General features: G+C 65.4%; 7 protein-coding genes. 5 read left to right on the plus strand and 2 right to left on the minus strand.

Annotated elements, in window-relative coordinates; translation table 11 throughout:
- The first annotated feature begins 28 nt into the window (after nucleotides 1–28).
- The 4 genes from AADX97_RS03800 to AADX97_RS03815 all read left to right on the plus strand — a co-directional run bounded on the left by AADX97_RS03800 (nucleotide 29) and on the right by AADX97_RS03815 (nucleotide 8,364).
- Nucleotides 29–1,231, plus strand: a complete 1,203-nt coding sequence (locus AADX97_RS03800; protein WP_374231669.1) for an efflux RND transporter periplasmic adaptor subunit — start codon at nucleotides 29–31, stop codon at nucleotides 1,229–1,231.
- Nucleotides 1,228–4,377, plus strand: a complete 3,150-nt coding sequence (locus tag AADX97_RS03805) for an efflux RND transporter permease subunit (RefSeq protein WP_374231670.1) — start codon at nucleotides 1,228–1,230, stop codon at nucleotides 4,375–4,377. Before AADX97_RS03800 ends, AADX97_RS03805 begins: the two co-directional genes overlap by 4 nt.
- Nucleotides 4,378–4,547: 170 nt before the next feature.
- Entirely contained in the window at nucleotides 4,548–4,841 is a 294-nt protein-coding gene (locus AADX97_RS03810) for a hypothetical protein (protein ID WP_374231671.1), read from the plus strand.
- Between the two features lie 70 nt (nucleotides 4,842–4,911).
- A complete protein-coding gene (locus AADX97_RS03815) occupies nucleotides 4,912–8,364 on the plus strand; it encodes a mechanosensitive ion channel domain-containing protein (protein WP_374231672.1) in 3,453 nt (1,150 codons plus the stop codon).
- 197 nt (nucleotides 8,365–8,561) lie between these two features.
- On the opposite strand, the gene AADX97_RS03820 is transcribed toward AADX97_RS03815, so the two are convergent.
- Nucleotides 8,562–9,113, minus strand: a complete 552-nt coding sequence (locus AADX97_RS03820) for a hypothetical protein (protein ID WP_374231673.1) — start codon at nucleotides 9,111–9,113, stop codon at nucleotides 8,562–8,564.
- A 203-nt stretch (nucleotides 9,114–9,316) separates the two neighbouring features.
- Between AADX97_RS03820 and AADX97_RS03825 the strand changes: the two genes are divergently transcribed.
- On the plus strand, nucleotides 9,317–9,493 hold the full coding sequence (locus tag AADX97_RS03825) for a PLDc N-terminal domain-containing protein (RefSeq protein WP_374231674.1): 177 nt from the start codon (nucleotides 9,317–9,319) through the stop codon (nucleotides 9,491–9,493).
- A 304-nt stretch (nucleotides 9,494–9,797) separates the two neighbouring features.
- On the opposite strand, the gene AADX97_RS03830 is transcribed toward AADX97_RS03825, so the two are convergent.
- Nucleotides 9,798–9,940: tyrosine-type recombinase/integrase (locus AADX97_RS03830; protein ID WP_374238542.1), on the minus strand; the 143-nt coding region annotated here is incomplete at its 5' end.

A 9,940-nucleotide genomic window follows, 5' to 3' on the forward strand; every position in this document is an offset into this window, starting at 1 on the left:
TCGAACTCTTCATCAAGGATGCCTGACGATGTCCTGCAGCATGCGTGTCTTGGAGCCTGATTCGGATCGCCTGTCCGGAACCCGACGCGTCTCGCGTCGGCTCGGGCGGCTGTTCTGCTTCCTTCTCGTCGGTAGCTTGACGTTGTCGGGCTGCGGAGAGCCCGACGTCCCCGCGCCGGAGATGCCGCCGCCCTCGGTGGTCGTGGTTCCGGCCGAGTCTCGCGTCGTCGATGAGGAAGCATCCTTCGTCGGGCGGGTGATCGCGGTCAACCGGGTCGATCTGCGTGCCCGGGTCGAGGGGTTCCTCGAAGAACGTCGTTTCACCGAGGGCCAGGAGGCCAAGGTCGGAGATGTCCTTTTCGTGATCGAGCCGGGTCAGTATGCGGCCGCCGTCGAGCAGCGCCAGGCCGATCTTGAAAAGGCTCGGGCCGATCAACTGAACACCGCCGCCCAATTGGCGCGCGGCCTTGAGTTGGTGAAGGCCAAGAACATCTCGCAATCCTCGGTCGACGAGCTGCAGGCGGCGGATTCGATCGCGAAGGCGGGCATTACGCTTGCGCAGGCCGCCCTGACCCAAGCCATGCTCAATCTGAGCTATACGACGATCACGGCGCCGGTGGCCGGCCGCATCGGGCTTGCGAGCTACACGGTGGGCAATCTGGTCGGTCCCGCTTCGGGCACCTTGGCGACGATCGTGAGTCGCGATCCCATCTACGTGCAGTTCCCGGTGACCCAGCGTGATCTGCTCGGTGCGCGCCAAACCATCGAAGATAAGGGCGGCAACGCTCGGGATGTGAAGGTGCGTGTGCGTCTCCCGGACGGCACGCTCTACGAGCACGCGGGGCGTCTGGACTTCGTCGACGTGACCACGGATCCGGGGACGGACTCGGTCACCCTGCGCGCCGAGCTGCCGAACCCGGACGGTATCCTCGTCGACCGCCAGTATGTCGGGGTCTTGCTCGAAGCGGGTGCACCCGAATCGGCGATCCTGATCCCGCAATCGGCGCTTCAGGTCGATCAGCAAGGCGTCTACGTCATGATCCTCGATGCCGAGGGTAAGGCCCAAACGCGTCGCATCGAGACGGGGCAGACCAAGGGGCCGGATATCGTCGTCACCAAGGGCCTGGTCGAAGGGGAGCTGGTCATCACGCAAGGGATCCAGCAGGTGAGGCCCGGTCAGGCCGTGAGCGCCGCGCCTGCAACGAGTGCCGCCGGAGCACTCGAGCAATGATCTCCGATGTCTTCATCGACCGGCCGCGGCTCTCGATCGTCATCTCGGTCGTCATCACGCTGGCCGGACTGATCGCCATCACCCGCATCCCGGTCGCCCAGTTTCCCGACATCGTTCCGCCGCAGGTCTCGGTCACCGCGGCCTATCCGGGCGCGAGCGCGTCGGTCGTGGAGTCGACGGTCGCGCAACCGATCGAATCACAGGTCAACGGTGTGGACAACATGCTCTACATGCAGTCGACCAGCGGCAATGACGGAAGCTACTCGCTCACCGTCACCTTTGCGCTCGGCTCCGACCCGGACATCAACACGGTCAACGTGCAGAATCGGGCCAATTTGGCGATGGCCCAGCTCCCCGAGGAGGTCAAGCGGCAGGGGCTGACGGTTCAGAAGAAATCCAACGCCATGTTGCAGGTGGTGGCGCTGTCTTCGCCGAAGGGGTCCTACGACGGGCTGTTCCTGAGCAATTACGCGACCATCAACGTCGTCGACACCCTGGCGCGCGTGCCCGGCGTGGGGCAGGCGTCGCTGTTCGGGCCGCTCGACTACAGCATGCGGATCTGGCTCGACGCGGATCGTCTCACCGCGCTCTCGCTCACGCCCGCGGACGTCATCGCGGCGATCCAGAGCCAGAACATCCAGGCCGCGGTGGGGCGGATCGGCGCGCAGCCGATGACGGCCGACCAACAGTTCCAGATCACGCTCCAGACTCAGGGGCGCTTGAGCGATGCGGCCGAGTTCGAGCGTATCGTGGTGCGCGCCAACCCGGACGGCTCCAGCGTGCTGGTCTCGGATATCGGGCGCGTCGAGCTCGGCTCGCGTCAGTCGGACTCCTTTAGCCGATTGGACGGCCAGGACGCGGCTGCCATCGGGATCTATCTCGCGCCCGGTGCCAACGCGGTGTCCGTGGCCGACGGGATCGAGGCGGCCATGGATCGGCTCGCCGAGCGGTTCCCGGACGACCTCGGCTATACCTTGGTGTACGACACCACGGACTTCGTAAACGCAAGTCTCGAGAAGGTCGTCCATACCCTGCTCGAGGCCTTCGTTCTGGTGATCCTGGTCGTGTTCCTCTTTCTCGGGAGCTGGCGCGCCACCCTGATCCCCTTGATCGCGGTGCCCGTGGCCTTGATCGGGACCTTCGCCTTCCTGCTCGCGATCGGTTTTTCGGCCAACACTATCTCGCTGTTGGCGGTCGTGCTGGCGATCGGAATTGTGGTCGACGACGCCATCGTGGTGGTGGAGAACGTCGAGCGCATCATGGAGGAGGAGGGTCTGCCGCCGCGCGAGGCTGCCAAGAAGGCGATGGGCCAGATCACCGGGCCGATCATTGCCATCACCCTGGTGCTGCTGTCGGTCTTCCTGCCGGTGGCCTTCATCCCCGGGATTACCGGGCAACTCTTTCAACAGTTTGCGGCCGTCGTCGCCTTCGCGATGCTGATCTCGGCCGTCAATGCCCTGACCCTGTCGCCGGCGCTGTGCGCCGTCCTGCTCAAGCCGGGCGGTCATCGACACGGGCCGATGCGCTACGTGATGGGCGGGATCGATCGGGTCCGCGACGGCTATGCCGCGATCGTCGCGCGGCTGGTGCGTATTTCAATGCTGGTGGTGGTGCTGATCCTCGGCATCGGGCTCGCGACCGGCTGGCTGTTCAAGATCACGCCGACCGGATTCCTCCCGGAAGAGGACCAAGGCGCATTTATGGCCCATGTGCAGTTGCCGCAAGGCGCCTCGGTGAGCCGGACCTTCGAGGTGGTGCAGGAGCTCGAGACGCTCGTGAAGGCGGATCCGGCGGTCGCGCACGTGGTGACGATCACGGGCTTCAGCATCCTCGACGGCGCGGTGCTCTCCAATTCGGCGGCCGTCATCGGGCGCTTGAAGCCCTTCGAGGAGCGCAGGACGGCGGATCTCAAGGTCGATGCCGTCATCGATCGGATCGCGGCGCAAACGATCGGCATCCCGAGCGCGCGGGTCATGCCCTTCAATCTCCCGCCGATCGTCGGTCTGGGGACCGGCGGAGGCTTTGAGTATCAGCTCGAAGACCTGCAGGGGCGCACCCCCGAGGCGCTCGCCGGGGTGATGCGCGGACTGATCCTCGCCGCCAATCAGGATCCCGCGCTCTCGCGCGTATTTTCCACCTGGGCGACCGACAACCCGCAGGTGTTTTTGAATATCGACCGCGAAAAGGTCCAGACCTTGGGAGTGCGCATCAGCGACGTCTTCAACGCGCTGCAGGCGACCTTGGGCGGCTACTATGTCAACGACTTCAACCGTTTCGGGCGGGTCTGGCAGGTCCAGGTGGAAGGCCGCGAGGCCGACCGTCAGCGCGTCGAAGACATCTACCGGATCCATGTGCGCAACGACCAAGGCGAGATGGTTCCGCTGCGCGCACTGCTGACCCCCGAGTTGATCCTGGGGCCGCAGCTCCTGCAGCGTTACAACAACTATCGCAGCGTCACGATTCAGGGCGAGCCGGCGCCAGGCTTCAGCTCGGGCGAGGCCCTGACGGCGATGGAGCGGATCTCCGCGACGACCTTGCCGGCGGGCTACGGCTTCGAGTGGACGGGCACCGCCTTTCAGGAACGCGAAGCCGGCGGGCAGACGCCGATCGTGTTGGCGCTGGCGGTCTTGTTCGCCTATCTCTTCTTGGTCGGGCTGTACGAGAGCTGGTCGATGCCGGCAGTGGTGCTCCTGAGCGTCACGGTCGGGGTGCTCGGCGCGCTCTGCGCACTCTGGGTCGCGGGTCTCTCCAACGATCTTTATGCCCAGGTCGGCATCGTGGTGCTGATCGGGCTGGCGAGCAAGAACGCGATCCTCATCGTCGAGTTCGCCATCGAGCAGCGCGCCTCCGGGGCCTCGATCCTAGATGCCGCCACCCGGGCGGCGCGTCTGCGGATCCGTGCCGTCCTCATGACCAGCTTTGCCTTCATCCTCGGTCTGGTCCCCTTGATCATCGCCAGCGGTGCCGGCGAGGCGAGTCAGCGTGGCGTCGGCACGGCCGTCTTCGGCGGCATGCTTGCCGCCTCGCTGATCGGGATCTTCCTGATCCCGATGCTCTACGTGGTCTTCCAGCGGTTTCGCGAAAAGGTCCACGGGGGCGTCAAGGTTCGGGATCCGGGTCCGGAGCACGAGGCCGGGGCCTCCTGATGTCCGATGGTGTCGGTTCACCCTCGACAGATCCTGGGCGGATGCAGGCATCGCATCCGTCATCCAGCTCAACCGCGCCAGCTCCGAGCGTCGTCGGAGCTCGCGCGGCCAATCCACTCAACAAAACACGCATACCGCACCGGACGCGGTTTAAACGCAATGGAGCCACCATGAGCGACCTCGATACCCGTTCCAAGCATCGCCGGTTCTCGACTCAGGCGCCGGCGCTGGCCCTCACGCTCCTGCTCCTTGCCGGCTGCGGCGACCAGGTCATCGTCGAAGGCGTGAACGTCTCCGACGGGGATCTCGTCGGAGACAGCGTCATCGACAATCCGGCGGCGGATGCCGCGGGGATTGCGGCCGGCGAACCCTATGCGATCGGCAATCCCTACGAGGAGGCAGAGGAGGGGGAGAAGAATATGGGTCCCAATGCGCCGGGGTATATCCCCGAGACCATTGATTAGTCGTCGTGGCCCGAGCAGCCCGCCCTTGCAGGGCGATCCGCAGGATCGGCCCGGGTCGGGGGCTTCGATCATGAGACATCCGGTTGTCGGCTGCACGCTCGCTTTGGGGCTCTGCCTCACGCTGTTGTCGTCGACACTCGGCGCCGAGAATGTCGGCCTCGGCTCGCTGAGTCCGTCGCTGATGTCGGCGGAGGGTCTGGAAGCAAAGATCGCTCGGACCGAGACGAGCGCCGATCTGGACGCAGAGCTCAAGACCAAGGTTGTCGCCCGCTACCGTGAAGCCCTCACCAATCTCAAGGAAGCCGAGGTCAACAGGAACCGTGCTGCGGCCTTCGAGGAGGTCGCGCAGGCGGCACCCGAGGAGACACGGCGCATCCGCGAGCGAATACCGGCGGCCGGTGCGGACGATCCGGTACAGGTGCTCGGCATCGGTCCGCAGACGCCGCGCAGCGAGATCGCGCTGCGCCTGCGTAAGGCGCAAGCCGACCTTGCCGCGGCAGAGGCGCGGCGCGCGGATTTCGATCGACAGCGCGCCTTCCACGAGAACCGCCCGACCATGATCCGCCAGCGTCTGACTGCGGCGCAGGAGCAACAGGACGGGATCGCCGCCGCCCTGCGGGTTGAACCCGGCAGCGGCGAGCACGTGTCTCCGGCCTCGGGGTCCAGCTCTTTACTCATGCAGGCTCTGTGGTGGGCGCTCGAGACCCGCTACGTTGCCTTGAGCACCGAGATCGGGGCATTCGAGCAAGAGCTGATCAGTCAGCCGATGCGGTTGGAGCTGCTCGCGGCCCGGCGCGACGAGGAGGCCGCGAGTGTCGAGCGTTTGCGCACCCAGGTCGAGGCAGTGAAGGCGCTGCTCAACGACAAGCACGAGAACGAGGCGGCGTTCGCGAAGGCCGAGGCCGCGCGGATGCTGGAGTTGACCGAGCAGTCCGATCCGCTGCTGAGGCAGCTTGCGCGCGAGAACGCCGAGCTGACGGAGCAGCTCTCGGCCATCGCCGGACGGCTCGACGGACATGACGAGGAGGAAGCGCAGGCGTTGCGGTTGTCCGAGCGCATCCAGGCCAATTTCGAGCGCGTGCGGGCGGCTCGGGAGGTCAGCGGGCTGACCGAAGGCATCGGGCCACTTTTGCTTGAGCACCGTGCGGACCTGCCCGATTTCGCGGTTCATACCCGCAATCTGCATGCGATCGAGCAGCAGATCGCCGCGGTCAACGTCAGCCGGCTGCAGCACCTCGACGAGGCGACCCGCATCGCCGATCCGAACCGGATACTCTCCGAGCTTGCAGCCAAGCTCCCGGCCGACTCCGAACCGCAGGATCTCGATACCCTGCGGACCTTGATCGTAGGGCGCCAGGTGCTGCTGGCAAAGCAACTGGAGGCCGAAGGCGTACAGCTCGAGGCGCTGCAGAGGCTCAAGGTCGCCGCGAGTCGGATGCTGGATGTGGCGCGGGCCTACGATTACTTTCTCGAAGAGCACTTATTTTGGCTCGGAACGGGGGCCAAGACCCGCCCGGCGGACTTGGTGAATCTGCAACCCGAGATCGTGCGACTGCTGTCGCCCTCGGTCTGGTCGGAGCTCGGCCGCAGCCTCGCAGGGCGGCTTGCGACCTCGCCCCTGTCTTGGCTCGCGGCGTTGGTGGCGGGCCTGCTGCTCTGGAAGCGCCGCGACTTGATCGCTGCGATCGAGCGCGCCTCGGTCCGAACGCAGCAGCCGGGTCTCCGGGACACGCGGCAAACGCTGCGTGCACTGGTGTTTACGCTGATGCTTGCCGCACCTCTGCCCCTGCTGTTCGGCGCAATCGGTTGGGCGCTTCAGAGCGCCGCGCAGGGTACGGAGGTGTCCGAGACGGCCGGGGTTCAACTGGTCCGCATCGCGGTCGTGCTCTTTGTCCTGCTGCTGTTGCGCGGGATCTGCCTGCCGCGCGGAATCGCGATCGGACATTTCCGGTGGCCGCAGGCCGGCGTGCAACGGCTGAGGTCGGAGATCGGCTGGCTGATTTGGGTCCTGGTTCCGGCGATGCTGATCCTCGGCAAGGCAATCAGCCTGAATCCGGATGCCGCTGTCGGACTGGTCGGGCGGCTCACGGCCCTGGTCTCCGTCGCGGCGGTTGCCCTGTTCTTTTTCCGATTGTTTCACCCGCGGAGCGGTCTTATGACGGCGTCGCGGCAACGTCCGAGCACCGGTCTGTTGTCCCGGACCTATCCGTTCTGGTACCCGGTGCTGGTAGCCGTTCCCTTGGTGATCCTGGTTCTCGTCTTGGAGGGTTATGCCTATTCGGCGCTCGTCCTTTGGGATGCCTACCTGCTCACCTTGGGATTGAGCGTCATCTTGCTGTTGCAGCATGCGCTGGCCTCGAGCTGGTTGATTCAGGTTCGCGGCCGCTTGGCTCGCCGGGTTGCGCTCGAGCGCCGAGCGGCTGCCGTCGCGGAGCACGAGGCCACGGACGGCGGGGAGCTTGGCGCCGCGCCGTCCGACGATGCGAGCATCGATCTCGCGGCGGCAAGCGCGGCCGGTCGAGAGCTACTGGGGATGGCGACGGTCGCCCTCGCCCTGATCGGTCTGTACGCCATCTGGTCGCCGGTCTTTCCGGCACTGGGCATCCTCGACGAGGTGACCCTCTGGCACACCACCGGGATGCTGGATGGGGAGGAGACGGCGCTGCCCGTCACCCTGGCCGATCTCGGGCTCGCGCTGTTGTACTTGGTTGCGATCGCCGTGCTTGCCAAACGGTTGCCCGCGATGCTCGAGATCATCCTGAGCGAGCGTCTGCACATGGCCTCGAGCAGCCGCTATACGGTCACGACGCTGACGACCTACGTCATCGTCGCCCTGGGTATCGTGCTGGCGCTCAATACCGTCGGTGCTCAGTGGTCCCAGCTCCAGTGGTTGGTGGCGGCCATGGGGCTGGGGATCGGGTTCGGCCTGCAGGAGATCGTCGCGAACTTCGTCAGCGGTCTGATCATCCTGTTCGAGCGCCCGGTGCGCGTCGGCGACGTCATCACCGTGGACGGGACCGACGGCGTGGTGACCAAGATCCGCATCCGTGCCACGACGATCCGGGGTTACGATCGCAAGGAGCTGCTGGTCCCGAACAAGGAGCTCATCACCGGCCGGCTGCTCAACTGGTCGCTGTCCGACCCGGTGACGCGGATCATGATCCTTGTGGGCGTGGCCTACGACACCGACGTGGACCTAGCCCATGTCCTGATGCGTGAGGCGGCGGAAGAGAATCCGCGCGTGCTTGCCAACCCCAAGCCGGCGATGAACCTCGAAGGGTTCGGCGACAACGCCCTGACCCTATCGCTGCGGGCCTTTATCGAGGACATCGAGCATCGGGTGGCCATCACCTCGGAGCTCAATATGGCGATCAACCGCAAATTCAGAGACGCCGGCATCGTCATCGCCTACCCGCAGCGCGATCTGCACCTGGATACACGCGGACCTCTGCGGGTTAAGCTTGAAGAGGAGGATCGACCGGAATCCCGCGACGCGGACGGCGAGGGTTCCGCCGGAGGTTGATCGGGCGGCGTCGAGGTGTTAGGCGATTTCCGCAAAACTCCATTCCCGTAGGTTGTGCTGACGATAGGAAGCACAACTTGCGCCGGCCGTTGGTTGTGCCTCGCACGGCTTGGCACAACCTACGCCCTTGGTATGAAGGTTTCCGGAGTTCGCCTTAAGGGGGAGCGGGCGGAGGTGTCGAAGCGGGCGAGTCCGGCTCAGTGCGCCTCCAATTTGCCCAGCTCGCCGAGGATCTCCAACACCAGCTGTTGGGTTTGCGTATCCATCCCGCGACAGAGCTGGTCCGGGTTGCGCTCCCCGTTGATCAGCGGGCGGACGACACCCGCCAGCCGGGCCATGCTGCCCCCGACCTTGCTCATCTGATCTGCCATGTTGCCGATCAGTACCAGCGCCTGCGGATCGGTGCGTGCGGCGTGGATCATGTGCGCGAGGCCGGGCGCGGCGAGGGTCGGATTCTGTGCCCGGCTTGGATCCGGTAAACTGGCCGGGTCTTGGAGACCGCGCAGGACGGATTCCGCGATGACCCCGTCCTCTTCGTCGAGACCGCTCTGGAGCGCGGGCGAGCGCTCCCCCTTGGCGATGCGTCGCAAGACGGCAACCAGCGCGCTCCAACCCTGTTGCTCGGCCCCTGCAAGCAGGGCCTCGAGCTCGGCTCGACCCTCCGGGCGTTGGGTCAATGCGACCACTTGGCGGATGAAGGCCGCATGGACTAGGCGGATCTGCTCGCTGCGTTCCGGGAGGCTGGACACTGAGAATCTCCTCTTGTGTAAAGTGTTCGTAACGCGCGAGGGTTTTACGCGATGAGCCCTCGGGCGTCATGCCCATGCTCGACGTATCCTGACGCGAGCGCCGGAGCCTGCGCTATCATCGAAGCGGGCTTGCTGCGGAGAGCGCGGCGAGCCTGCATCCTCAACCCGTTTTCCTATTCCGCACCCTCACGGAGAGATCAGCGATGCAGGTCGAAGTCACAGGCATTCTCGGTTTGATTCACCTGGTTCTGACGATCTATGCCATCGTCAAGATCGTCGGCAGCTCCGCCGGTACCGGCTCGAAGGTGCTGTGGATCGTCATCGTCCTGTTGCTGCCGGTCGTGGGCCTGATCCTCTGGCTCCTGCTCGGTCCAAGCTAAGGTGATTTCCGGAAATCAGCATCCCAACTGTGCAGGCCTACAACAGGTGTCGGGGCTGTCGGGACGACTTGAGTCGGCCCCGACACGCCTCGACCCCCAATCGTACCGTGCGCAGACGATCGGCCGGAAGTGACGCCAACCGTCGTCGCGAAGCGGCGACACCCCCCGGGATAGACGACTTGCAGTCGTCCTCTTCCCTGGAAGCCGGAAGCCGGAAGCCGGGATCGGCGGTCCGGATCGGCGGTCCGGCGGTCCGATTGTCGGCCGGTCCGGAGGAACCGGATGATGGTGGATCCGGCGGCGTCTAGATCGCATCCATCGGACTTTTCACCGGCAGCACCCCCGGTCGATTCAGCACATGGGTGTAGATCATGGTCGTCGACACGTCCGCATGTCCGAGCAGCTCCTGTACCGTGCGGATGTCGTACCCGGCTTCCAGCAAATGGG

The sequence above is a fragment of the Thiocapsa sp. C2-2m genome (assembly GCF_041903745.1).
Lineage (GTDB): Bacteria > Pseudomonadota > Gammaproteobacteria > Chromatiales > Chromatiaceae > Thiocapsa > Thiocapsa roseilacustris.